This window comes from Prevotella sp. P6B1, assembly GCF_000702825.1.
GTDB lineage: Bacteria > Bacteroidota > Bacteroidia > Bacteroidales > Bacteroidaceae > Prevotella.
This window is the reverse complement of sequence record NZ_JNKF01000016.1, coordinates 13,991-39,886: the sequence shown is the minus strand read 5'-3', so window position 1 is coordinate 39,886 and position 25,896 is coordinate 13,991. Positions and strand designations below refer to the sequence as shown.

Annotated in this window: 16 protein-coding genes; 9 read left to right on the top strand and 7 right to left on the bottom strand. The window is 50.3% G+C overall.

Annotation, left to right across the window (positions count from 1 at the left end; all coding sequences use genetic code 11):
* The first annotated feature begins 17 nt into the window (after window positions 1–17).
* Window positions 18–2,336, top strand: coding sequence for a beta-galactosidase (locus tag T495_RS0113355; RefSeq protein WP_033149058.1), 2,319 nt, complete (start codon window positions 18–20; stop codon window positions 2,334–2,336).
* A 59-nt stretch (window positions 2,337–2,395) separates the two neighbouring features.
* Here T495_RS0113355 and T495_RS0113350 read toward each other — a convergent pair whose 3' ends face one another.
* On the bottom strand, window positions 2,396–4,342 hold the full coding sequence (locus tag T495_RS0113350; RefSeq protein WP_369793260.1) for a glycoside hydrolase family 97 catalytic domain-containing protein: 1,947 nt from the start codon (window positions 4,340–4,342) through the stop codon (window positions 2,396–2,398).
* A 32-nt stretch (window positions 4,343–4,374) separates the two neighbouring features.
* Window positions 4,375–5,169 (bottom strand): glucosamine-6-phosphate deaminase, encoded by a 795-nt coding sequence (gene nagB, locus T495_RS0113345; RefSeq protein WP_033149056.1) that lies wholly within the window; start codon window positions 5,167–5,169, stop codon window positions 4,375–4,377.
* Between the two features lie 136 nt (window positions 5,170–5,305).
* On the opposite strand from nagB, the gene hflX reads away from it, so the two are divergent.
* The 6 genes from hflX to T495_RS0113315 all read left to right on the top strand — a co-directional run bounded on the left by hflX (window position 5,306) and on the right by T495_RS0113315 (window position 16,235).
* On the top strand, window positions 5,306–6,637 hold the full coding sequence (hflX, locus tag T495_RS0113340) for a GTPase HflX (protein ID WP_028902573.1): 1,332 nt from the start codon (window positions 5,306–5,308) through the stop codon (window positions 6,635–6,637).
* Window positions 6,630–8,492: a DUF4954 family protein gene (locus T495_RS0113335; RefSeq protein WP_033149055.1), complete on the top strand. Its 1,863-nt coding sequence runs from the start codon at window positions 6,630–6,632 to the stop codon at window positions 8,490–8,492. Before hflX ends, T495_RS0113335 begins: the two co-directional genes overlap by 8 nt.
* A gap of 22 nt (window positions 8,493–8,514) precedes the next feature.
* Window positions 8,515–10,062, top strand: a complete 1,548-nt coding sequence (locus T495_RS0113330; RefSeq protein ID WP_155993699.1) for a hypothetical protein — start codon at window positions 8,515–8,517, stop codon at window positions 10,060–10,062.
* A 140-nt stretch (window positions 10,063–10,202) separates the two neighbouring features.
* The gene (locus T495_RS0113325) at window positions 10,203–13,109 is read left to right on the top strand and encodes a pitrilysin family protein (RefSeq protein WP_033149053.1); all 2,907 of its coding nucleotides are present in this window, start codon (window positions 10,203–10,205) and stop codon (window positions 13,107–13,109) included.
* 28 nt (window positions 13,110–13,137) lie between these two features.
* Window positions 13,138–14,787: a fumarate hydratase gene (locus tag T495_RS0113320; protein WP_028902577.1), complete on the top strand. Its 1,650-nt coding sequence runs from the start codon at window positions 13,138–13,140 to the stop codon at window positions 14,785–14,787.
* Entirely contained in the window at window positions 14,766–16,235 is a 1,470-nt protein-coding gene (locus tag T495_RS0113315) for a M6 family metalloprotease domain-containing protein (RefSeq protein WP_081832137.1), read from the top strand. The genes T495_RS0113320 and T495_RS0113315 overlap by 22 nt, the downstream gene beginning before the upstream one ends.
* A gap of 18 nt (window positions 16,236–16,253) precedes the next feature.
* Here T495_RS0113315 and T495_RS0113310 read toward each other — a convergent pair whose 3' ends face one another.
* Window positions 16,254–18,764: an ATP-dependent Clp protease ATP-binding subunit gene (locus T495_RS0113310; protein WP_033149051.1), complete on the bottom strand. Its 2,511-nt coding sequence runs from the start codon at window positions 18,762–18,764 to the stop codon at window positions 16,254–16,256.
* Window positions 18,765–18,973: 209 nt separating this feature from the next.
* Here T495_RS0113310 and T495_RS0113305 point away from each other — a divergent pair, with 209 nt between their 5' ends.
* Window positions 18,974–21,445 (top strand): TonB-dependent receptor, encoded by a 2,472-nt coding sequence (locus T495_RS0113305; protein WP_231495115.1) that lies wholly within the window; start codon window positions 18,974–18,976, stop codon window positions 21,443–21,445.
* 121 nt (window positions 21,446–21,566) lie between these two features.
* Here the strand turns inward: T495_RS0113305 and typA are convergent, their stop codons facing one another.
* Window positions 21,567–23,369 (bottom strand): translational GTPase TypA, encoded by a 1,803-nt coding sequence (gene typA, locus T495_RS0113300; protein ID WP_028902581.1) that lies wholly within the window; start codon window positions 23,367–23,369, stop codon window positions 21,567–21,569.
* Window positions 23,370–23,562: 193 nt separating this feature from the next.
* Here typA and rpsO point away from each other — a divergent pair, with 193 nt between their 5' ends.
* Window positions 23,563–23,832, top strand: a complete 270-nt coding sequence (gene rpsO, locus T495_RS0113295; protein ID WP_028902582.1) for a 30S ribosomal protein S15 — start codon at window positions 23,563–23,565, stop codon at window positions 23,830–23,832.
* A gap of 78 nt (window positions 23,833–23,910) precedes the next feature.
* Here the strand turns inward: rpsO and T495_RS0113290 are convergent, their stop codons facing one another.
* From T495_RS0113290 to T495_RS0113280, 3 genes are read right to left on the bottom strand one after another with little or no spacing between them, the layout of a single operon-like run.
* Window positions 23,911–24,405, bottom strand: a complete 495-nt coding sequence (locus T495_RS0113290; RefSeq protein WP_028902583.1) for an S-ribosylhomocysteine lyase — start codon at window positions 24,403–24,405, stop codon at window positions 23,911–23,913.
* Window positions 24,406–24,430: 25 nt separating this feature from the next.
* Entirely contained in the window at window positions 24,431–25,060 is a 630-nt protein-coding gene (mtnN, locus tag T495_RS0113285) for a 5'-methylthioadenosine/S-adenosylhomocysteine nucleosidase (protein ID WP_028902584.1), read from the bottom strand.
* A 49-nt stretch (window positions 25,061–25,109) separates the two neighbouring features.
* On the bottom strand, window positions 25,110–25,856 hold the full coding sequence (locus tag T495_RS0113280; RefSeq protein ID WP_028902585.1) for an RNA methyltransferase: 747 nt from the start codon (window positions 25,854–25,856) through the stop codon (window positions 25,110–25,112).
* Window positions 25,857–25,896 lie beyond the last annotated feature (40 nt).

Genomic DNA, 25,896 nt, shown 5'->3' with positions numbered 1-25,896 from the left:
AAAGTAAAAGATACAAAATGAAAAAAGTGAGACTACTAATTACAGCATTGTTACTGACGATTCCGATGTTGATGCATGCCGGCGACTTCACCGTTGGCAACAAGACATTCCTGCTGAACGGCGAGCCATTCGTGGTCAAGGCGGCTGAGGTGCACTATCCCCGCATCCCGCGTCCGTACTGGGAGCATCGCATCAAGATGTGCAAGGCGCTCGGCATGAACACCCTGTGCATCTACGTGTTCTGGAACATCCACGAGCAGCGTGAGGGACAGTTCGACTTCAGCGGCAACAACGATGTGGCAGAGTTCTGTCGTCTGGCGCAGAAGAACGGTATGTACGTCATTGTGCGTCCCGGACCCTACGTATGTGCCGAGTGGGAGATGGGTGGACTGCCCTGGTGGTTGTTGAAAAAGAAGGACATCCGCCTGCGCGAGCGCGATCCTTATTTTATGGAGCGTGTGAAGCTGTTCGAGCAGAAGGTGGGCGAGCAGCTGGCACCACTGACCATCCAGAAGGGTGGTCCTATCATCATGGTGCAGGTGGAGAACGAGTACGGCTCGTATGGCGAGGATAAGCCTTACATCAGCGAGATACGCGACTGCCTGCGTGGTATTTATGGCAAGGAACTGACCCTGTTCCAGTGCGACTGGAGCTCGAACTTCGAGAAGAACGGACTCGACGACCTGGTGTGGACGATGAACTTCGGTACCGGTGCCAATATCGACCAGCAGTTCAAACGCCTGAAGGAGCTGCGCCCCAACGCGCCGCTGATGTGCTCGGAGTTCTGGAGCGGCTGGTTCGACAAGTGGGGTGCCAACCACGAGACGCGTCCTGCCAAGGATATGGTCGACGGTATGGATGAGATGCTGTCGAAAGGTATCTCGTTCTCGCTCTACATGACCCACGGCGGCACCTCGTTCGGTCACTGGGCTGGTGCCAACTCGCCCGGTTTCGCACCCGATGTGACCTCGTACGACTACGATGCCCCCATCAACGAGTATGGCGGCACTACCGACAAATACTTCAAGCTGCGCCAGATGATGAAGAAGTACAGCACCACCAAGCTGCCCGCCATCCCCAAGATGCCGGCGCAGTTCATATCGATACCAGCATTCGAGCTTACGGAGCACGCAGATCTGCTTATGGGAGTTGACAGCGTGGTGATGGACAGTGAGCTGCGTACCATGGAGGAACTGGAACAGGGCTGGGGTAGCATCGTCTATACCACTGTTCTGCCCGAGATAACCAAGCCCAGCGTACTGACGCTCGACGAGGGGCACGACTTTGCACAGGTGTTCATTGACAATAAGTACGTGGGCAAGATAGACCGTGTGCGCAATGAGAACAGCCTGCAGTTGCCTGCTGTCAAGAAAGGACAGGTACTGGATATATACATCGAGGCCATGGGGCGCATCAACTTCGGACGCGCCATCAAGGACTACAAGGGCATCACCAACAGCGTCACCCTCTCAAGCGAGGTTGATGGCCATGAGCTCATCTGGAACCTGAAGCGCTGGACCATCATGACCATCCCCGATGATTATCAGACGGCTAAGAATGCATTTGAGACCCATTCGCCAAACATTGTTCCTCATCACACAAAGATGGGCTACTATCGCGGCTACTTCAACCTGAAGAAGGTGGGCGATACCTTCCTCGATATGGAGCAGTTCGGCAAGGGACAGGTGTATGTGAACGGCCATGCCATCGGCCGCTTCTGGAGCATCGGTCCGCAGCAGACGCTCTACGTGCCTGGCTGCTGGTTGAAGAAGGGAAAGAACGAGGTGATTGTGCTCGACGTGGTCGGACCTACGAATCCGATTATCGCCGGACTGACCAAACCCGAGCTCGACAAACTGAATATGGAGAAATCGCGCACGCATAACAATCCCGGCGACAAGCCCGACCTGAACTCGGCAACACCTGTGGCAAAGGGCAGCTTCTTTGCTGGCAACGGCTGGCAGAAGGTACGTTTCGATGCGCCTGCCAAGGGACGTTACATCGCTCTGCAAGCCCTCTCGACACAGGCTGGCAAGGCCGACGTGGCAGTGGCTGAAATCTACGCCATCAACACCACCGGTGGTCGTATCAGTCGTGAACAGTGGACTGTGAAATATGCCGACAGCGAGGATATCATTCGCGGTAACTTCACTGCCGACAAGGCTTTCGACCTGCAGGAATCTACCTACTGGCGTACGGGCAAGGGTGCTGAGTTGCCTCACCTGATGGTGATCGACCTGGGCAGCCAGCAGACCGTGACTGGTATCGACTATCTGCCACGCGCCGAGCAGGGTGCTCCGGGCAGTATCAAGGACTATCAGATTTTTGTTTACTAAAATAAGAATCCCCGTAGAAAACAAGAATCCCCGCCAACTTGGCGGGGATTTCTTATTGCTTAGTAGATAACCAATCCACCATTGGATTGGATGGTTACCTTCACTTTTCCTTTCTTGTCTTTCTTGAGCACCGTCTGGGTGGGCTGCAGCTGCTTGTCGTCGATGAGCAGCTTCGAGAGTCCGTTGCCATACGCATTGAGGTCGAGGGTCAGCGTGAGCGGTGTCTTCTGCGCATTCAGTCCGGCAATGTACCATTGACCGTTGGTAGCCTGGCGTGCCATCACCACATATTTGCCTGGATAGCCGGCTATGTAGCGGGTCTGCTGCCAGGTAGTGGGCAACTGGCGCAGGTAGTCCATCTCAAACTGCGGCAGTTCCTGCAGGTTGTTGGGCTGCATGGCCACACACTGCACCGAGGTCTGCATGGTGATACCGGTGGCAAGCTCGAAGATATCGGTGGTCTTACGGGTGTGACGGCTCTTGTTGTCGGTCGACATCCATTTGTTCATGATGATGCCGCCCCAGTCCATCGAGGCCGTTGCGTTGCGGCAGAAGGGGTGCAGGGTCAGGTCGAAACCCTCGCTGATGGTGGCACCCTCGCCGAAGAAGAGATTCTCCGAAGCCAGCACAGCCTCCGAAGCCACGAAGTTAGGATACATGCGCTCCCAGCCGCGGGGCATGGTGCAGCCGTGGAACACTACCTGCAGACCGTGACGGTTGGCATCGCTCAGGATATCCTCGTAGAGCTGCATGGTCTGCTGCTTGTCGCCGCCGAAGAAATCCACCTTGATTCCCTTCACGCCGATGCTCTCGAGCCAGCTCATCTCGCGTTCGCGGGCAATGGCGGTGTTCATGCAGTTGCGTGGGGTCTGGGGGGCGTCGTTCCAGAAGCCGTTGCTGTTATACCACATCAGCAGGTGGACGCCCTTGGACTGCGCGTATTTCGACAGCTCGGCGATACGCTCGCGACCGATGTTCTGGTCCCACCAGTTGTCTACTAAGCAGTACTCGAAGCCCATGGTCGAGGCCAGGTCGATAAAGCGCACCTGGTCGTCGTAGTTGATTGAGTTGTCCTGACCGATGAGCCAGCTCCAGGTGTAGCGACCGGGCTGATAAGTGGTCGACGCCTTGTACTGGGGCTCCACCACATCATAGCTGATGGTGGTTTCCATGATGGGCTTCAGGTCGGCACCCATGGTGATGGTGCGCCAAGGTGTTTCGCCAGGCAGGGGAATGGCGGCAAAATCATTGCCGAACCCATTGTTTTCGCCTTGGTCGGGATAGGCCACCGTGTAGCCCTTACCTACCTGATAGTCAGACAGATGACTGCCGCAGTAACCACCGCTCACCCCCGTCTCGGCTACCAGCACCCAGCCTGTAGGCAGATGGAACAGCGCAGGGAAGATGTAGCCATGACCGTATTGCGAAGCCTTATCCATGGGCGCATCGTTGGAGTAGCCCTCCTCGTACGAGGGTTTGGTCTGCTCCCAACCGCTTTCAGGACCAATCTGTGGCGAGATAAACGTGGTGGTGCCTTCGGGGAAATTAAAGCTGCTCGCCTCCGACAGGATGCGCACGCGCTTGTACTCGCGACGGTTGATGGTCTGTCGGGGCAGGGTGTAGCGGAACGCCACATCGTTGTTGCTCACCTGGAAACGGATGCCGAACTTCACACCGTCCTTGTTCACTACGTCCAGGGTCAGCGTGTTGGCTTCGTACTTGTTGCCCGCAGCCTTGGTGCCGCGCATCTGGTATTCCTCGGCGGTGAAACCCTGTTTCGTGTCCTGGATCTTCAGGTCGCGTGTCAGGTCGCCGATACTGGTCTTCAAGCCCAAAGCCGAAGATGTTAACATGTTCACTCCATCGAGGCTGGCACTGTAACTCAATCGGCCGCCAGCATCACTGACCGTCACCACCAAACTCCCGTTAGGCGATGAAACACAAACGTCATCAGCCCAGCAAAGAACTGATGACGCCATGCATATTGAAATAAATACTTTTCTCACAAAGTTCAATGTTCAATGTTCAAAGTTCAATGTTACAAAAGCTGATAGCTTTCGATATCCTTGAAGTACTTGTAGGTAGAAACCTTGAGCTCGTCGGCTGCCTCCTCATCGCTCACGATGATGCCGTGCTCGTGCATCTGCAGCGCAGAGATAGTCCACATGTGGTTAACAGCTCCTTCGATGGCTGCCTGCATGGCGCGGGCTTTACCATGACCGTTCACCAAAATCATTACCTCACGGGCAGCCATCACGGTACCAACACCTACGGTCAGCGCATGGGCGGGTACGTTCTCGGGCTTACCACCGAAGAAACGGCTGTTGGCAATACGGGTGTCGGTAGTCAGGGTTTTCATGCGGGTGCGACTGCTCAGTGAAGAACCAGGCTCGTTGAAAGCAATATGACCATCAGGACCGATGCCACCGATAAACAGGTCGATGCCACCTGCCTCCTTGATCATCTCCTCGTAGTGCTTGCACTCGGCCTGCAGGTCGGCAGCATTACCATTCAGAATGTGGATATTCTCCTTGGGGCAATCAATGTGGTCGAACAGGTTGCGTGCCATGAAAGCGTGATAACTCTCAGGGTGAGTCTCAGGCAGACCTACATACTCGTCCATGTTGAAGGTGATCACATTCTGGAAAGAAACCTTACCTGCACGGTTGGCTTCAACCAGCTCGTTGTACATGCCTACAGGCGATGAACCGGTGGGAAGACCCAGCACAAATTTGTGGTCGGGGGTTGGATTGAACTCGTTGATACGCTCGATGACGTGGTTTGCTGCCCACTGTGACATTTTCTGATAGTCACTCTGAATAATTACTCTCATAATACTATTTGTTTTAAGTTTGGTTCCTAATTTGCCTGCAAAAATACAACGAATAATTCTTTTTAAGGGCGTATTAACACGGATTAACATCATTTTTTTCCGCTCACGGAGATATTTGTTTAATTTTGTACCCAATATGAAGGAATTTGTAATATCAGAAGCCAAGGCCGAGACTGCCGTGCTCGTAGGTCTGATTACCAAGGAGCAGGACGAGGCCAAAACCAAAGAATATCTCGACGAACTCGAGTTCCTGGCCGATACGGCTGGAGCAGTGACCGTGAAGCGATTCACCCAGAAGGTGGGTGGACCCAGTCAGACTACCTATGTGGGTAGCGGTAAACTGTTGGAAATCAAGGACTATATTAAACAATGTCAGGATGCGTACGACGATTGGCTCGACGCGCAGGATGCCTCGCTCTTTGCCGAGGGATTGCTTGATGAGTCGAACGCCCCGCAGCCCGTGGGTATGGTGATCTTCGACGATGAACTCTCTGCCAAGCAGATGCGTAACATCGAGAAGGAACTGCAGGTGAAGATCCTGGACCGTACCTCGCTCATTCTCGATATCTTTGCTATGCGCGCGCAGACTGCCGAGGCCAAGGCTCAGGTGGAGCTGGCGCAGCACCGATACATGCTACCTCGATTGCAGCGACTCTGGACGCACCTGGAGCGCCAGGGTGGTGGCTCGGGTTCGGGCGGAGGTAAGGGTTCGGTAGGACTGCGTGGTCCTGGTGAAACCCAGTTGGAGATGGACCGCCGAATCATCCTGCAACGTATCACCCTGCTGAAACAGCGCCTGGCAGAAATCGACAAGCAGAAAACAACCCAGCGCAAGAACCGTGGCCGACTGATCCGCGTTGCCCTCGTGGGCTATACTAATGTGGGAAAATCGACCATGATGAACCTGCTGGCCAAGAGCGAGGTGTTTGCCGAGAACAAACTCTTCGCCACCCTCGACACCACCGTGCGCAAGATGACCATCGACAATCTGCCATTCCTCTTGGCTGATACCGTTGGTTTTATCCGTAAGTTACCATCCGACCTGGTAGAATCGTTCAAGAGCACCCTCGACGAGGTGCGCGAGGCTGATCTGCTGGTTCACGTGGTGGATATCTCACACCCCGACTTTGAGGAACAGATACGTGTGGTGGAGGAAACACTGAAGGAACTGGGATGTGCCGACAAACCCGCCATGCTGGTTTTCAATAAAATCGACGCCTATACCTGGGTGGAGAAGGAGGAAGACGACCTGACACCTGCCACCAAGGAGAATCTGACCCTCGACGACCTCGAGCAGACATGGATGGCACGTACCGGCGAGAACCAGCACTACTTGGAGTGCCTATTCATCTCGGCCAAGAAGAAAGAAAACATCGACGAGTTGCGCGATACGTTATACAAACGTGTACGCGAACTCCATGTACAGAAATATCCGTATAACGATTTTTTATATCAAGATTATGAGTAATTACAGAAAACTAACCCAAAACGAGATCGATGTTTTGGAGAACAATGTCTGCTGGGCTGAGGACTGGCAGCGCGTATTAGTCGACGAGAACTTTAAACCGTACAACTTCCATCGTGTGATGTTCTACGGCGATATCCGCCTGGGCTCGTTCGACAAGATGGTTGAGGTCAGCAAGGGGTTCATGAAGCATTCGGGTATCAACGATGCCACCCTGCGTAACGTGACTGTTGGTAACGACTGCCTGATCGAGAAGATCGGTAACTACATTAACAACTACACCATCGGTAACGACTGCTACATCTCGAACATCTGCACCCTTGAGACCACCGACGATGCGACCTACGGTGAGGGTTCGGTCATTTCAGTGCTTAATGAGATGGGCGATGGCAATGTGACTATCTTCCGTGAGTTGAATTCCCAGCTCGCATCGTTCATGGTGAAGCACAATGCTGACAAGAACCTGAAGCAGACCCTCCAGCAGATGATTGAGGACGAACTCCGTGTGTCGCGTCCAGATCGTGGCTACATCGGTAACAACGTGAAAATTATCAATGCCAAGGATATCACCAACACCATCATCAAGGGCGACTGTGAAATCAGCGGTGCCGCCCGCTTGTCTGAGTGTACCGTGATGTCGTCGATGGATGCTCCTGTATTCATCGGTACTGGCGTAATTTGCGAGAATTCGATTATCTGCGATGGTTGCTCAATCAACAACTCGGTGAAGATGCAGGATTGTTTCGTGGGCGAGGCCTGCCAGATTACCAACGGATTTACGGCCGAGGCCAGTCTGTTCTTTGCCAACTCGTTCATGGCCAACGGTGAGGCCTGCGCCGCCTTCTGTGGCCCGTTCTCGGCCTCTCACCATAAGAGCTCGCTGCTCATCGGCGGTGAGTTCTCTTTCTATAATGCTGGTTCGAACACCAACTTCTCAAACCATGCTTACAAGATGGGACCCATGCACTACGGTACGCTGGAACGAGGCTCTAAGACTGCTTCGGGCGCCTATGTGCTGATGCCTGCTACCATCGGTGCATTCTCTGTCTGCTTCGGTAAACTGATGCACCATCCTGATACCCGTAATCTGCCGTTCTCCTATCTGTTGGCATACGGCGATGACTGCTACCTGGTGCCTGGACGTAACATCACTACCGTAGGTCTCTACCGTGATATCAAGAAGTGGCCCAAGCGCGACAAGCGTTCCAAGCAGTCCAGAAAGTCGATCATTAACTTCGACTGGCTGTCGCCATTCACCGTGGGTGAGATCATGGAGGGTATCCAGATTCTGAAGGACCTGCGCCATGCTTCGGGCGACAATGTGACCAGATATAACTTTCATGAGTACGTGATCAATGCCACCTCGCTACGCAAGGGCTTGAAATACTATGATATCGCGCTGCGTATCTACATGGGTGCCGTGCTGAAGCGCCAGCAGAAAATATCCCCTTCATCGCTGCTCACACCTCCGGAATCAACCGTTGGTACAGGCAAATGGATCGATATGAGCGGACTGCTGCTGCCTGAATCGGAGGAACAGCGACTGGTAGATGATATCAAGAATGGTGTCATCGACAACATCCAGCAGGTGCTCGACCGTTTCTCGGAAATCAATAACAATTATACCGACTATCGTTGGGCATGGAGCTACCAGATGATTCTGGACTACTATCAGATCGACCAACTTGACGAGGCCGCCTGCGAACGTATTCGCGAGGACTACGTCAGAGCACGTCGTGCTTGGATTGCTGAGATTCGCAAGGATGCCGAGAAGGAATTCCAGATGGGCGACGTAGAGCAGGATGTCTATGAGGATTTCCTTTCGAAACTCGACCACGAGACTGATTACGAGAATTAACCTCATAAACGACTAAAAGCCTATGAAGATTTCGTTGATTTGGAGAAACCTGATACCAGCAATTATCATACTGGGGGTTCTGATCTTTTCAGTGGTCCGCACACGTCGTGCGATACCTGAAAATCCACTAGTCGCCACGGTCATCAAGAATGCCGACCTGACGCTTTATTGGAATCGGCATTATAAAGCTGGTGACGCCACGATTCTGAAATTGAAGACTGGCGATAGTCTGCAGGTATTGGGCATTGGCAAACCAACGAATCATGAGGCTTATTATTGGGTGGAGACAGCCGACGGTCAGCGTGGGTTTGTCTCGCCTTTGGCTATTGATGAGCGCGCTGTCATCGTCAAAGGTTCAAAAGATGATATCAAGGAATATATCGGCGACACAGTCCGTGTTATTGGTTTGAAAAAAGATTCCAAGGTAACGTATGATGTGAAAACATCCGACGGTACGGATCTGCAAACGACAAGATCTGAAATCAAATTCCTCACTGAGATGGAGTTGGATAACTATCAGCTCACTTCGCCTATAGGACCGCGATATATCTCGAAAGAGAAGTTTGAGGCTCTCTGCCAAACGATGACTCCAGCCGAGATAGAGGATTATTTTGATAAAAGTATGACCGTGCAGCGTGTCGACTCTGGCGTGAGAATGTTTCTCAATGTGTCAGTGCTCGATCCCCAAACGGGTGTGCAGATGCGACCTGATATCTCGTTCCCAAAGGCTGATGTGGCAGGTGTGGGGCATATCCTGTATAAAGACAGTACAGATAGGAATGCCTTCTTCCTGGAAACCATTCCCCTCACGGGTGCCATCGTGGATGTCTGTCATTCATTCATCGACGAGAGTTACTATTGGTATAATCTGAACCTGAAGGAGTTGGATGGCTGGAAATATTACCTTGCCATGGCGCTTGTCTTCGTCTTCGGATTCTGCTGGTTGTATGCCACCTGTTTCCTGTTGGCGCATATCATCATGGCGCTGATACCTCTGCGCCATCCTTTTATATGGTTGAGCAATTATGCTGTCAGGTGGGTTATCACCGCTCTGATCATCATATCCATCTACATCTGGACTGTACTCATGTTGACATGGGGGGTATGGTGGTGGTTCTTCTTGCCTGTCATCGCCTATATGGCTATCAGTTTTGAGGACCGTTTCATGAGGAAAATCATGGAACAGCGTTGTCCTCAGTGTAAGTCGATGGACTCATACACCCGTGTTAATACAGCATTTGTGGATGAGGCGCTTCAATGGTGTACTGAGAGTGAGTACGACAAGCTTGTGTCGAGCAATACTGCAAGATGGAAGACATGGACAGAAACCGTATGGAAAATGGGTGATGGTAGTACGAGGACAGATAAGTCCAATGTCCAAAACCATTCGCGTACAACGAGGGTGCATCAGTACAAGGATTTCAAGGTTCTTTATCTGGTTAAGCACTATCTGGATACCTATGAGTGTGTTACTTGTGGCGCTCAGTATGATAGAGACCGGTACGAGCCGATAGAGCAGAGTCGTGAATTCGTTGGTACCCATCAGGAAACCAATGTTACAGAGAATTGAAAAGCGGATTTATTTATAAATCCACTTATTTCCGGTTAAAACGTTCCAAATTGGATAAAAACCCGATAATTATTTTGCAAATGTCGCTAAAAGTGTCTACCTTTGCGGCTGATTATATAACATTTATTTTTTTATTACTAATGAAAACTAGATTTTTATTGGCTGTTGGAGCCATGCTGGCATTCGGAATGAATGCTCAAGCCAAAGACTACAAGTATGTCACCGTTCCCGGCGACATGATGCAGACCCGTATGTACACATTGGATAATGGACTGAAGGTATTCTTGAGCGTGAATACCGAGAAACCACGTATTCAGACTTACATCGCCGTGCGTACAGGTTCGAAGAATGACCCTGCAGAAACAACTGGACTGGCTCACTACTTGGAGCACCTGATGTTTAAAGGCACCAAGAAGTTCGGAACGAACAATCCCGAAGCAGAGGCCCCTCTTCTGGTGGAGATCGAGCAGCGCTACGAGGCTTATCGTAAGCTCACCGACCCCGAGGCCCGCAAAAAGGCTTATCATGAGATCGACTCGGTAAGTCAGGTGGCTGCACAGTATTTTATCCCCAATGAGTACGACAAGCTGATGGCTGCCATCGGTGCCGAGGGTACCAACGCCTACACCTCGAATGATGTGACTTGTTATACAGAGAACATTCCATCAAACGAGATTGACAACTGGGCCAAGATTCAGGCCGACCGTTTCCAGAACATGGTGATTCGTGGTTTCCACACGGAGCTGGAGGCTGTGTATGAGGAGTATAACATCGGACTGACATCCGATAGTCGTAAGCTTTTTGCTACCATGTGCAAGATGCTGTGGCCTAACCATCCTTATGGCACACAGACCACCATCGGTACCCAGGAGCACCTTAAGAACCCATCTATCACGAATATCAAGAACTACTTCAATAAGTGGTATCGCCCCAACAATGTGGCTATCTGTATGGCAGGTGACTTTGACCCTGACAAGACCATTGCCATCATCGATAAGTACTTCAGCAGTTGGAAACCAGGTGCAGATGTAAAACAGCCAACGTTTGCTCCACTGCCTGCATTGACACAGCCTAAGGATACTACAATTATCGGACAGGAGGCAGAGCAGGTATGGGTGGCTTGGCGTGCTAAGCAGGCCAACAGTCTGCAGGCAGATACCTTGAACTTGCTGTCGAGTGTACTGAGCAACGGACGTGCCGGACTCTTCGACCTCGATCTGAATCAGACCATGAAGGTACAGCGTTCTGGCGCTGGTGCAGAGATGTTGCGCGATCATGGTGGTTTCTTGTTATTGGGCTATCCCAAGCAGGGCCAGAGTTTGGAGGAGGTTCGCAGTCTGATGCTCTCAGAAATCGAAAAGCTGAAGAAGGGCGACTTCCCTAACAACCTGTTGCCGAGTATCATCAACAACTACAAGCGCAATCGCTATCAGGTGCTGGAGAGCAACGAGGGACGTGCAGATATGTTCGTTGATGCCTTTATTAATGAGGTGGACTGGAAACAGGAGGTTGAGAGCATCGACCGTATTTCGAAGATTACCAAGCAGGAACTGGTGGCTTTTGCTAACAAGTTCTTTACCGAGGGTTATGTAACCGTATTCAAGAAGCAGGGCGTGGACGAGACTCAGAAGAAAATCGATAAGCCTGCCATCACAGCTATCCCTACCAATCGCGACATGATGAGCCAGTTTGTGAAGGATGTGCAGAATACCAAGGTAGAACCAATTCTGCCCAAGTTTGTTGACTTCAAGAAGGATCTCACCATGGCAAAGACCAAGAAGGGACTTCCTATGAAGTATGTCAAGAATACAGAGAACGGACTGTTCCAGCTGAACCTGCGCTATGAGTTCGGTCGCAAAGCCGACAATCGCTATGATGTAGCAACCGACTATATCGACTATCTGGGTACTGACAAGTACACTGCTGCAGAATTGAAGCAGAAGTTCTATGAGTTGGGATGCGACTTCTATGTGGGCGAGGGTAGCGATGCTATCAACGTGCGTCTGATGGGACTGAGCGAGAATATGCAGGCAGCCCTGGCTCTGGGCGAGGAACTGCTGCAGAACGCAAAGGTGGACAAAGCAGCTTACGACGAGATGGTGGGCCAGATTCTGAAGAGCCGTAATGACGCTAAGAAGGACCAGCGTGCCTACTTCAACTGGCTGTATAACTATGGTGTGTTTGGCAAGCGCAACTACAGCCGCGATATCATGAGCGAGGAGCAGCTGAAGAATACCAACCCACAGGTGTTTGTTGACCTGCTGAAGAATCTGAGTAGCTATGAGCACAGCGTGGAGTACTATGGACCTATGAGCGTCAAGGAGGTTTCTGACATCGTGACCAAGACTCATAAGATGCCAAAGAAGCTGATGCCTGTACCACAGAACAAGGAGTACGAGCGCCAACAGACACCTACCAACGAGGTTTGGATTGCTCCATTCGACGCTAAGAATATCTACATGCGTATGTATCACGACGAGCATCGCGACTGGAATATCGATGAGGCTGCTGTACAGTCTGTATTCAATGAGTACTTCGGTGGCGGCATGAACGGTATCGTGTTCCAGGAGATGCGTGAGGCTCGTGGACTGGCTTATAATGCATCAGCTTATTATGGACGTCCTTACAAGAAGGGTGGAAAGGAGAGCTATATGACCCACATCATCACTCAGAACGACAAGATGATGGACTGCATCAACCACTTCCACAAGATTCTGAACGAGATGCCTGCCAGCGAGAATGCCTTCAAGATTGCTAAGGACGCACTGACCAAGCAGTTGGCCAGCCTGCGTACCACCAAGATGAGCATCATCAACAAGTGGAACGATATGCAGGATATGGGCCTGGATTTCGACTTGAACCAGAAGATTTATGAGAATCTGGACAAAGTGACATTGCAGGACATGGTGAACTTCGAGAAGAAGACTATGGCCAACAAGACTTATCGCTACATCATCCTTGGCGATGAGAAGGAGCTCGACATGAAAGCACTTGAGAAGATCGGTCCTGTGAAGAGACTGACAACCGAAGAAGTATTTGGATATTAAAATATTGTACATATAAATAAATGTGATTATGGCTAAGACAGTTGAATTTAAGTATGCGCCCATGTTCCAGGTGGGCGAGGACAAGACGGAGTACCGCTTGTTGACAAAGGAAGGCGTAAGCACCGCCGAGTTTGAAGGAAAGCAGATCGTTAAGGTTACCAAGGAAGCACTCACACTGTTGGCCCAGCAGGCATTCCACGATGTGGAGTTTATGCTGCGTCGCGAACATAACGAACAGGTGGCTAAGATCCTGACCGATCCCGAGGCCTCTGAGAATGATAAGTATGTAGCCCTGCAGTTCCTGCGTAATGCAGAGGTGGCTTGCAAGGGTATCCTGCCTTTCTGTCAGGACACTGGTACCGCCATCATCCATGGCGAGAAGGGTCAGCAGATTTGGACTGGTTTCGAGGATGAAGAGGCTCTGAGCCTGGGTGTGTTCAATACCTTTACTCAGGACAACCTGCGCTACTCGCAGAACGCTCCTCTGAATATGTACGACGAGGTGAACACCCGTTGCAACCTGCCTGCACAGATCGACATCGAGGCAACTGAGGGTGCTGAGTATAAGTTTGTGATGGTGGCTAAGGGTGGTGGCTCTGCCAACAAGACCTACTTCTACCCAATGACCAAGGCTACTATCCAGAATGAGGGAACACTCATCCCATTCCTGGTAGAGAAGATGAAGAGTCTGGGTACAGCAGCATGTCCTCCATACCACATTGCATTTGTTATCGGTGGTACATCAGCCGAGAAGAACCTGCTGACAGTGAAGCTGGCTTCAATCAAGTTCTACGATGGTCTGCCAACAACAGGTGATGAGACTGGTCGTGCATTCCGTGATATCGACCTGGAGCAGAAGCTGATTAAGGAGGCTCAGAAGATCGGTCTGGGTGCACAGTTCGGTGGTAAGTATCTGGCACACGATATCCGCGTGATCCGTCTGCCTCGTCATGGTGCCAGCTGTCCTATCGGTATGGGCGTTAGCTGCTCTGCCGACCGTAACATCAAGGCAAAGATCAATGCTGATGGTATCTGGTTGGAGAAGATGGACAGCAACCCAACAGAGCTGATTCCTGAGGAGCTGCGCAAGCCAGGTGAGGGTGGCAAGGGTATCGAGATCGACCTGAACGAGGGTATCGATGCTGTACGTGCTGAGCTCTCTAAGTATCCTGTAAGCACACGTGTGAACCTGAAGGGTACCATCATCGTGGCCCGTGATATCGCTCACGCTAAACTGAAGGCTCGTCTGGATGCTGGTGAGGGTATGCCTGACTATTTCAAGAAGTACCCAGTGCTGTATGCTGGACCTGCTAAGACGCCAGAGGGATATCCTTGTGGATCTATGGGCCCAACCACAGCTAACCGTATGGACCCATACGTTGATGAGTTCCAGGCTAACGGTGCATCGCTCGTGATGATTGCCAAGGGTAACCGTTCAGATGTTGTTACCGAGGCATGTAAGAAGCATGGCGGTTTCTATCTGGGAACTATCGGTGGTGTAGCTGCTGTTCTCTCTAAGAGCTCTATCAAGAGCATTGAGTGCGTTGAGTATCCAGAGCTGGGTATGGAGGCTGTATGGAAGATTGAGGTTGAGGACTTCCCCGCATTCATCCTGGTTGATGACAAGGGTAATGACTTCTTCAAGACCCTGAAGCCATGGACTCCTTGCGCAAAATAACATCATTCACTTTTGTGCTGCTGGTGGCAATTGCTACCAGCGCACAAGAGTTGATGATACAGCGCTATCCTTGCATACAAGATGCGCAAGTATCATCAGGCACGAAGACACGTGCCTTACCACCACTGAAACAAAACTGGGACCCCAATCGTGTTTATCGTCAGGCTGTCATACTTCTTCAGTATGCTGATGCCGCTTTTAGTATGGACGATCCCAAAACATATTACCATGAGTTGTTGAATGTCACAGGCAGTAATACGTGTGGTACGATGCCTTGTGCTGCTGATTATTTCCGCGATCAGTCGCTTGGTATGTTCAACGTGCAGTTCGATGTTTTTGGTCCTGTCTTTGTCAGTAAGAATGCCAAAGGTCAGTCCTCCCCTAATTATGCTAAACCAGCGATGAAGGAAGCTGTTGAGAAGGCAGTCGACTCCTTGCATATCGATTTTTCGCCTTACGATTGGGATCAGGATGGTGAGGTGGATCAGATTATCTTCATTCACTCGAGCTATGGTGGAAATGGTGGTAATAGTCAGTACTCGAAGTATTTCTGGCCGAATACCGGTAAACTGTCCGTGAGTGTTCAGGTGGGCGAGAATCTGTCTGCCAGGGATTATAGTGCCAGTGCTGAGAAATTTTATACAGGTAATCTATGCGGCATCGGTACCATCTGTCATGAGTATAGTCATTGTTTGGGGCTGCCTGATCTTTATCCTACTTATGATGTAAGTGTCGCACCGGTTTCGGTAGTCGATGAGTGGGACTTGATGGATGGTGGTAATTATACGGCTTGGGGTTGGAGTCCGCCCAATTTCTCGGCCTTTGAGCGCTATCTGTTAGGTTGGCTTCCACTCGAAGAAATCACCGTTCCCTGTACCATTACAGATCTGAAACCTGTAGCCGATGGCGGCAAAGCGTATAAGATGGTGATTGGGGATAATAAGTTCTATATATTGGAAAATCGCCAGCAGACGGGGTGGGACAAGGGCGCACCAGGAAAAGGACTTCTGATAGCCTATGTAGACTACGATGCTAATGAATGGTATCTTAATAGGGTAAATGGTTCGTCGAATCGCTATGAGCTGTTGCATGCCGATGGTATGGACTTTGATCAATGGTTTGATTATCTCAATGATAAAGGTCTTTCGCAGTACGTTGATAAATCCAATCACATGAATAGTCGTTTCCTCAGTTCTTCACCTTATCCCATGTTGACTGATACTTTAGAGGTTCACGACTGTTCGGAACTGCCTATGCCACTTTCCAATATCCAGATGGCTGCTGATGGTACCATCTCGTTCGATGCTATGACAACAGGAGTTGCACCCATCGTTGAGACTGTTAAGGACAGCAATGATTCTTGGTATGATTTACAAGGTCGGCGATTGGCAGGCAGACCACATCGAAGGGGATTGTATATTCACAAACGAAAAAAGGTTGCTCTTTAGTTTGAGCAACCTTTTCTTTTAATTTCTGAACACGAGTCCGTCGCCAAAATCATCGATGATGATAGGCTTGGTGCGATCCACTTCATCAGCCAAGAGCTTCTTGGAGAGATCGTTGAGAACGAACTGCTGGATGGCGCGTTTCACAGGACGTGCACCATAGTCGGGATCGTAGCCCTGTTCTGCCAGATAGTTGATGGCCTGAGGTGTACACTCCAGACTGATGCCCTGAGGTGCCAGCATATCCGTTACCTTCTTGAGCTGCAACTTCACTACATCTGCAATCTGTTCCTTGGTAAGTGGTGTAAAGGTGATAATCTCATCAATACGGTTCAGGAACTCTGGGCGCATAGTGGCGCGAAGTTGTTCGTGCGTAGCGTTCGAGGTCATGATGATGATGGTGTTCTTGAAGTTGGCAGTACGTCCCTTGTTATCTGTCAAACGTCCATCATCCAGTACCTGCAACAGAATGTTGAATACATCTGGATGTGCCTTCTCAATCTCATCGAACAGCACTACAGAGTATGGCTTGCGGCGCACAGCCTCAGTCAGCTGTCCACCCTCGTCGTAACCTACGTATCCTGGAGGTGCACCAATCAGTCGACTCACGCTGTATTTCTCCTGATACTCGCTCATATCTATACGCGTCATCATCGTCTCGTCGTTAAACAGATAGTCGGCCAGGGTCTTGGCGAGCTCTGTTTTACCTACACCAGTAGTGCCTAAGAAGATGAAGCTGGCGATAGGGCGCTTAGGATCCTGCAGGCCTGCACGACTGCGACGAACAGCATCAGATACAGCGATGATGGCCTCGTCCTGACCAATCACACGTTTGTGCAACTCGTCCTCTAAGTGCAACAGTTTTTCGCGCTCGCTCTGCATCATGCGGGTTACAGGGATGCCTGTCCAGCGAGATACTACCTCTGCGATATCATCGGCAGTAACCTCTTCGCGCACCAGAGAGTTGTCGCCCTGTGCATTGGCCAGCTGACTCTGGATGTGTGCGATGTCGTCCTCAAGAGCCTTTAATTTTGAGTAGCGTATCTCGGCCACCTTACCATAGTCGCCTTCGCGCTCAGCACGCTCTGCCTCCAGCTTCAGGTTCTCAATCTCCTGCTTGTCCTGTTGGATTTTATTAATGAGCTGGCGTTCGCCTTCCCACTTGGCACGGAACTGGGTTTCCTGTTCCTTCAGTTCGGCAATATCCTTATCCAGTTGCGCAATCTTCTGCGTATCGCCCTCGCGCTTAATCGCCTCGCGCTCGATTTCGAGCTGAGCCAAACGACGGGTGATCTCATCGAGTTCCTCTGGCACAGAGTCGCGCTCCATACGCAGTTTGGCTGCGGCCTCGTCCATCAGATCGATGGCCTTGTCAGGCAGGAATCGCTCGCTGATATATCGCTCCGAGAGTTGTACGGCGGCGATACAGGCATCGTCCTGGATACGTACTTTATGGTGGTTCTCATAGCGCTCTTTCAGTCCTCGTAGGATAGAGATAGCGCTGAGCTCATCAGGCTCATCTACCATCACAGTCTGGAATCGGCGCTCCAGGGCCTTATCCTTCTCGAAGTATTTCTGATACTCGTTCAGTGTGGTGGCACCTATCGCTCTCAGTTCGCCACGAGCCAAAGCTGGCTTCAGAATGTTAGCAGCATCCATGGCGCCCTCGCCACCACCGGCACCTACTAGAGTGTGGATCTCGTCGATAAACAGGATGATGCGGCCCTCGGCCTTGGTCACCTCGTTGATTACGCTCTTCAGACGCTCCTCAAACTCACCTTTGTATTTCGCACCAGCTACCAGTGCACCCATATCAAGGGAGTAGAGCTGCTTGTCCTTCAGGTTCTCAGGCACATCGCCACGCACAATACGTCCAGCCAGGCCCTCAACGATGGCTGTCTTACCAGTACCAGGTTCACCTATTAATATAGGGTTGTTCTTGGTGCGGCGACTCAGAATCTGCAGTACACGACGAATCTCATCGTCGCGACCAATCACGGGGTCCAGCTTACCTTGGCGCGCCATCTCAACCAGGTTCTTGGCATATTTCTCCAGACTCTGGTAGTTATCATCGGCACTTTGCGATTGTACCTTCTGTCCTTGACGAAGCTCCTGAATAGCAGCCTGCATCTCCTTCTCTGTACAGCCAGCATCCTTCATGATGCGTGAGGCGGTAGAGTTAACCTTGAGCAGGGCGAGTAGGACAGGCTCTACTGATACGAATTCGTCGCCCCCCTTCTGAGCCACCTCTTGCGCGCGCATGAGTACATTATTACTATCACTGGAGAGATAAGGCTGACCAGCGCCCTGCACTTTGGGCAGATGCTGTATCTCCTGATCTACCAGTAATTCTATCTGCTGGGCGTTTACACCCAACTTCTGGAAGATGAAGGTGGTAACGTCCTTCGCCTTCTCTATCACACCTTTCAGTATGTGTACAGGTTCTATTACCTGCTGACCATTCATCTGGGCCGTGTTCACCGCCTGCTGAATGGCCTCTTGCGCTTTAATTGTAAACTTGTCGAATGTCATATCTAACTCCTTTCTTATTTAATGTTTCATGTTTCACGTTTAATGTTCAATGTTCAATGTTCGTGCCGAGTGAATAAATGCTGACAAAATGGCATTGATGTATGTCTGTTTGTCGTAGTGTTTCTAAAAATCCATATAAATGTGGATTGCATATGTTGCAAAAATTGCGTACCTTTGCAGCGCAATTAAGATTATAAGTTGTAGAATTAATGAATAAGAAGATTGTTTTCGTGCTTTTGGCACTGGGTGGTCAGCTTACTGCATTGGCCACCCCTTCGTGTCGTGTTGACACAGAGGAGTTGAGCGATTCGAGTAAGGTCATTGATCTTGATGAGGTTGTGGTGGTTTCGCAACCCAAGGAGCAGGTGCGCCTGCGCCTTCAGCCAGTAAGTAGTAACGTGTTTGGTAGTGAGCAGTTGCAGCAGTTGCATGTTCACGATTTGAGTCAGCTTTCGCAGTATGTACCTTCGTTTGTAATGCCATCGTATGGTTCGCGCCTCACATCGTCGATGTATGTACGTGGTATTGGTTCGCGTATCAACAACCCTGCAGTAGGTGTGTATTACGATAACATCCCCCTGATGTCGAAGTCGGCTTTCAACAACCATTTTTATATGTTGGACCGTGTCGATGTGCTGCGTGGTCCCCAGGGTTCGCTCTATGGCATGAATACCGAGGGCGGCTTGGTACGTATCTACTCTAAGAATCCCATGAACTATCAGGGTACAGATATCCGTTTGGGTATTGGCACTGGCTTATATAGTCATGTAGAGGTGGCTCACTACCATCGTCCATCAGAGAAGTTGGCATTCAGCGTGGCTGGTTTCTATAGCGGACTGAAGGGCTTTATCAATAATCAGAACTTCGACCAGAAGAACGATCTGACCAACGAGGCTGGTGGTAAGCTCCGCCTGATTTGGCAGCCTAACAAGCAACTGAAGTTCGACTGGACTGCTGATTACCAGTATGTAAACCAGAATGGTTTTGGTTATGGCGAGTTCCATCCGTTCGCTTATCTGCCAACACTATATAGCTCAACATTTATGCCTGCAGATGAAACAGTTCAGGATCCTGCAACCACCATCATGAATGGTTACAAGCGTAACATGTTTACCACAGGTTTGAACATTGGTTACGAGATAGATGCCTTGCTCTTTACCTCAACCACCAGCTATCAGTATCTGAACGACCTGATGCTGATGGACCAGGACTATATGACTGGCGATTATCTGCAGCTTAATCAGGCTCAGAAGATGAATGCCGTCACTCAGGAGTTTGTGCTGCGTAACCACGGAACTTCTCGTTGGCAGCATGCTACTGGTTTGTTCGCTTCGTACCAGTGGCTTAACACCAATGCGCCTGTACTCTTTGGCGATGGTATCACAGGTCCTATCGGCAATGCGATTGCCAACGCCATGAAGAACGCGATGCTTCAGGGGATGGTAGGGCGCTTTATTGCGCAGGGTATGAGCGCTCAGGCTGCCCAGGCTGCTGCACAGGCTGCTGTAGAAAAGATGGGAGTAAACATGAGTGCTGAGATGGCTGTACCTGGTGTGTACAAGACTCCAAGCTGGAACTTCGCTGCCTTCCACGAGAGTAACATCCTGATGGGCGACAACTGGAAGCTGACACTGGGCTTGCGCTTTAATATAGATAAGGTGAAGATTGACTACGATGCCCTGGCCTATATGAACATGACGGGTGGTACGGCTAATGCGACTGCTACCTATCACCTCACATCGCACGTGCAGGATTCTCGCTCAAAGAGCTACACCCAGCTGTTGCCAAAGGTGGCGCTGACCTATAGCTTCGACGAGAATATTGGTAATATCTACGCATTGGTATCAAAGGGCTATCGCGCTGGTGGATACAATTTCCAGATGTTCAGCGATATTTTGCAGTCTGATTTGAACGCCAACCAGCAGTATGCGATGGATAAAAACAAGCATAATATCGAAGATGGCTATGCAGTACCTCACACTGCAGCCGATTATGATGCTATTGAAGAGACGACCCAGTATAAGCCCGAAGAGAGTTGGAACTATGAGATTGGTACCCACCTCAACCTGTTTGGTGGTAGCACTCACTTCGACTTGGCTCTCTACTACATGCAGATTCGCAATCAACAGCTGTCGATCATGGAGCCTAACAGCAACTATGGTCGCATAATGGTCAATGCAGGTAAGAGTCACTCTTGTGGCATTGAGGCTACTCTGCGTGGAAAGGCTATCGACAATGCTCTCGACTGGGCTGTAACCTATGCATTCACAAATGCTAAGTTTGATGAGTACCAGCATACCGTAGGTGGTTCAACATCTCCAAATACGGATATATTCGCTGGTGATTACAATGGCAACTATGTGCCCTTCGTTCCTCAGCACACAGTAAGCGCTATGATTGACTGGCACATCGGCAAGTTTACCATTGGTGCCAATATGAATGGCCAGGGTAAGATTTGGTGGGACGAGGCTAACACCTATGCACAGAAGTTCTATGCTGTGGCTGGCGCACACGCTGATTATGACTTTGGACCAGTGCTGGTATCACTCTGGGGACGTAACCTCACCAATACGCACTACAACACGTTTGCTGTTGCATCGAGTGCGGTAGGTGGAACTCACTACTTTGCTCAGCGAGCAACACCTATCCAACTGGGATTAGATGTAAACATCCACTTCTAAGCATAAAAAAAACCTCGCCAATTGGCGAGGCTTTTTTTGCTATATAAACCTTATACTTTATTAGCCTTGACCTACGGTCGAGCCTGCTTGCGTTCGGTAATCGATGCAAGCATCATTACGCTCACTGTTTCGCAGCCTTTTTACGCTGGTCGTGATCCAGAATCGTTTTGCGCATACGCATCGACTTTGGTGTTACCTCAACCAGCTCGTCGCTTTTGATGTACTCCAGGCACTCCTCAAGACTCATCACGGTCTTTGGAATGATGCGAGCCTTATCATCGGTACCCGATGCACGCACGTTGGTAAGCTGCTTAGCCTTACATACGTTTACTACCAGATCGTTATCGTGAACATGCTCACCAACTACCTGACCCATGTAAACATCCTCACCTGGATCGATGAAGAACTTACCACGGTCCTGCAGCTTGTCGATGGCATAAGCAAAGGCGTTACCAGTATCCATCGAGATCATCGAACCATTTACACGGCGCTCAATCTCGCCCTTGTATGGCTGATACTCCTTAAAGCGGTGGGCCATGATGGCCTCGCCCTGACTGGCTGTGAGCACATTGGTACGCAGTCCGATGATACCACGCGATGGGATATCGAACTCGATGTTTACGCGCTCGCCCTGACTCTCCATCGATGTCATCTCGCCCTTACGACGGGTTACCATATCAATCATCTTTGATGAGAACTCCTCGGGCACGTTGATAGTGAGCTCCTCAACAGGCTCGTGCTTCACACCGTCGATCTCCTTGTAGATTACCTGAGGCTGACCAACCTGCAACTCGTAGCCCTCACGGCGCATGGTCTCAACCAGCACTGAGAGGTGCAGCACGCCACGTCCTGATACAATCCACTTATCGGTGCTATCCTCGAAAGGTGTCACGCGCAGGGCCAGGTTCTTCTCCAGCTCCTTCTCCAAGCGGTCGTTAATATGGCGCGAGGTCACAAACTTACCCTCCTTACCAAAGAAAGGCGAGTCGTTAATCATAAACAGCATCGACATGGTAGGCTCGTCGATAGCAATAGGAGCCAGTGGCTCTGGGTTCTCCAGGTCGCAGATGCTATCGCCAATCTCAAACTTATCCAGTCCGATGACAGCGCAGATGTCGCCACACTCCACCTGTTCGGTATGTACATGTCCCATACCCTCAAAGGTGTGCAGTTCCTTGATCTTAGTCTTCTCCATGGTGCCATCGCGGTGTGCAATGGTTACCTGCATGCCATCCTTCAGGGTGCCACGGTGTACACGACCTACGGCGATACGACCCTGATAGCTCGAATAGTCGAGCGATGTGATGAGCATCTGAGGTGTTCCCTCCTCCTTCTTTGGGGCGGGAATCATCTCTACGATTTTATCAAGCAGATAAGTGATATTGTCGGTAGGTTTCTGCCAGTCCTCACTCATCCAGCCATTCTTAGCCGAACCGTAAACCACGGGGAAATCCAACTGCTCCTCGGTGGCATTGAGTGAGAACATCAGATCGAATACCATCTCGTAAACCTCCTCAGGGCGGCAGTTTGGCTTATCTACCTTGTTAACTACAACGATAGGCTTCAGTCCGATTTCGAGTGCCTTCTGCAGCACGAATCGTGTCTGTGGCATAGGACCTTCGAAAGCATCAACCAACAGCAGACAGCCATCGGCCATGTTGAGCACACGCTCTACCTCGCCACCGAAATCCGAGTGTCCTGGAGTGTCGATGATATTGATTTTAACGCCTTTCCAATTAATACTGACGTTTTTTGAAAGAATGGTGATACCACGCTCGCGCTCCAAGTCGTTGGCATCCAGTACCTGATTGCTGAGATTCTGTCCGTCACGGAACAGGTGTCCAGCCAGCATCATCTTGTCCACGAGTGTTGTTTTTCCGTGGTCAACATGTGCGATAATTGCAATGTTTCTGATATCCTGCATACGAAAATACTTAAATTCGGGTGCAAAGTTACACATTTTTTCGGAAAAAATTTGTGGAAACGAAAAAAAGTTGTACCTTTGCAGCCGCATTTCGGAAAATCCGAAGCATTTGACGACGTAACCCACTGGTGATTAGGCGGGAATCGCGTTTGAAAAATGTTATTGCAACAATTTTTTTAATCACATTAAAGTTATGTATTTAGACAAGGCAAAGAAGGAGGAGATCTTCGGTCAGTATGGTAAGAGCACCACTGATACAGGTTCTGCAGAGGCTCAGATTGCTCTCTTCACCTATCGTATCTCTCACCTGACAGAGCACCTGAAGAAGAATCACAAGGATCACAACACTGCACGTTCACTGACCATGATGGTAGGTAAGCGTCGTAAGTTGCTGAAGTACCTGTACAATAACGATATCAATCGTTATCGTGCTATCATCAAGGCTCTTGGTCTCCGTAAGTAATTATTTATTTACATCCGGAAAAAGAATAATCCCCATCTCAATCGAGGTGGGGATTTCTTTTTGATGTTTGTTGTCGATTCAGGCGTCGGCGAAAACCTTGCCGTCTTCGAGTGTAATCTGCAGTTTGGTGTACTCCGAGTGGAAATCGTTTTTCAGGCGATCCAGATAGCGTGCACACTCCCATTTGCACATGGGCAGGTCGTGCAGCAGGTAGTTGCCGCATGCCTCTGGACGTGTAGCAGGCACCTCGTCCTGTGTGAGAATCCACTCCAGACACTCAATGGTGAGCTGGCGCATATCCTCAACGGTGTAGTTGCCCAGCATAATGATGTACATGCCTGTCAGGCAGCCCATGGGCCCTACATATACCACATCTTCTTTGGCGCGGCTGTTGCGGAACCAGGTAGCCATCAGATGCTCAATGCTGTGTATGGCAGCAGGGGCAACAGCAGGCTCCTTGTTGGGTTCGGTAATGCGCAGGTCGAATGTGGTGAAACCTTTATCCACACGCGATACGTAGATGCCTGGCTTCAGGTGCGTGTGGTCAATCGTAAAACTCTGTATTACTTCCATTGTTTACCTTTTTACTTTTTTACCTTTACAGGCTTTCGATGAAAGTCTTGGTGGTAATGAATGACTTCTCGGCAACGGTATCCCAGAAGTTGTGATACTGCGAGGCATCAGTGTCGCGCAGAGGGATATCACTGATCAGTCGGAACGAGATGAAAGGCACCTTATAGATGTGGCATACCTGTGCGATGGCGCAGCTCTCCATGTCGACAGCCTTTGCCTCTGGGAAGTGGCTTACTATCTCGCGCATCTTCTCTTTCGAATCCACAAACCAGTCGCCAGTTACAATCAGTCCTGGTTTGGCACCAGTCTGTTTGGCTTTCTCGAGCAGGTAAGGGTCAGCCTGATAACGGGCTGGCAAACCCTGCACCTGTCCATAGACGGTGGTGTCGTCGATGGCAGAGCCACAGTACACGTCGTGGTAGGTAAGCTCAGAACTTACTACTACATCCTGCAGGTTGATATCATCGCCATTGCCACCAGCGCAACCACTCGAGATAATCACATCGGGCTTGTACTGGCGAATCATTTCTACTGTCTGGATAGCGGCATTCACAGTGGCAATACCGCTCTTCTGCAGAATCACTTTATCTTCGGGGAATAATGGACGGAGCTGCTTCAGTTCCTTATCCATTGCTACTATCATTCCTATCTTCATACTTTGAACTTTAAACTTTAACTTTTTACTTTTTTACTTTTTTACTTTTTTACTTTTTTACCATTCTCTGGCGTACTGCTTCGTACATCAGGATGGCGGCTGAGACACTGACGTTCAGCGAGTCTAAACGGCCCAGCATGGGTATGCGGATGTGGGCATCGGCAGCTTCGCGCCACTGGTTGGTCAGTCCTGTGCTCTCAGTACCCATCACAATGGCTGTGCCCTGCGTCATATCGTAATCGTAGTATTCGTACGAATCCTGCAGCTGAGCGGTGAGGATGGTGATGCCATGCTCCTTGAGGAAGGCGATGCACTCCTGCGACGAACAGACGGCTGTGGGCACGCAGAACACGCCACCGATGCTGGCACGGATCACGTTGGGATTATACATATCCGTGAGTGGGTCGCACACGATAAGGGCATCGATGCCAGCAGCCTCGGCTGAGCGCAGGATAGCGCCTAAGTTGCCAGGCTTCTCCACGCTCTCGAGTACAACGATGAGCGGATGCTCTTTCAGTTGTAGCTGGGCGAGGGTGTGAGGCTTGCATCGTACCACAGCGATATGCCCCTCGGTACTGCCGCGATAGGCCATTTTCTCATATACCTGTGGCGTAACATTCTTGTCGCGGATGTACTCCTCTACCACTTCGTAGCCACAGGCTTTGCAGTGCTCTATCTCGCGCTGACCCTCAACCACGAACAGCCCCTCCTCACGGCGGAGCGACGACTTTTGTTGCAGGGCTACTACGTGTTTAATCTTGGCGTTTTGTACGCTTGTAATGATTGTTTCTTCCATATTTTGCTGCAAAGATACAAAATAATTGATAATTGACAAT